1 protein-coding gene is annotated in these 528 nt (G+C 40.0%); it reads left to right on the top strand.

What is annotated here, in order from left to right; all coding sequences use genetic code 11:
• The coding region (locus ACIR310F_RS26910; protein WP_035367997.1) for a calcium-binding protein at window positions 1–528 on the top strand (528 nt) is incomplete at both ends.

A 528-nucleotide genomic window follows, 5' to 3' on the forward strand; every position in this document is an offset into this window, starting at 1 on the left:
GATAACGTTCTCACCGGTGGTGCGGGTGCTGATACTTTAATTGGTGGCGCTGGTAATGACTCCTATTATGTGGACAATACAGCAGATAGCATTACAGAAAACGTGAATGAAGGAACTGATAGCGTTTTCACAACTGTAACCTATACCTTAACCACCAATACCGAAAACCTAACGTTACAGGGAACAACCGCTATTAATGGTACAGGTAATGAACTAAATAATATCATTACAGGTAATACTGGTAATAACACTCTTAATGGTGGTGCGGGTGCTGATACTTTAATTGGTGGCGCTGGTAATGACTCCTATTATGTGGACAATACAGCAGATATCATCACAGAATTAGTAAATCAAGGAACTGATATTGTTTTCACAACTTTAACCTATACCCTCACCCCCAATACCGAAAACCTAACTTTACAGGGAACAACTGCTATTAATGGTACAGGTAATGACCTGAATAACAACATTACAGGTAACGCAGCAGCTAACATTCTCACAGGTGGTTTAGGAAATGATACCCTCACA

Source organism: Dolichospermum circinale AWQC310F (assembly GCF_000426925.1).
Taxonomy (GTDB): domain Bacteria; phylum Cyanobacteriota; class Cyanobacteriia; order Cyanobacteriales; family Nostocaceae; genus Dolichospermum; species Dolichospermum circinale.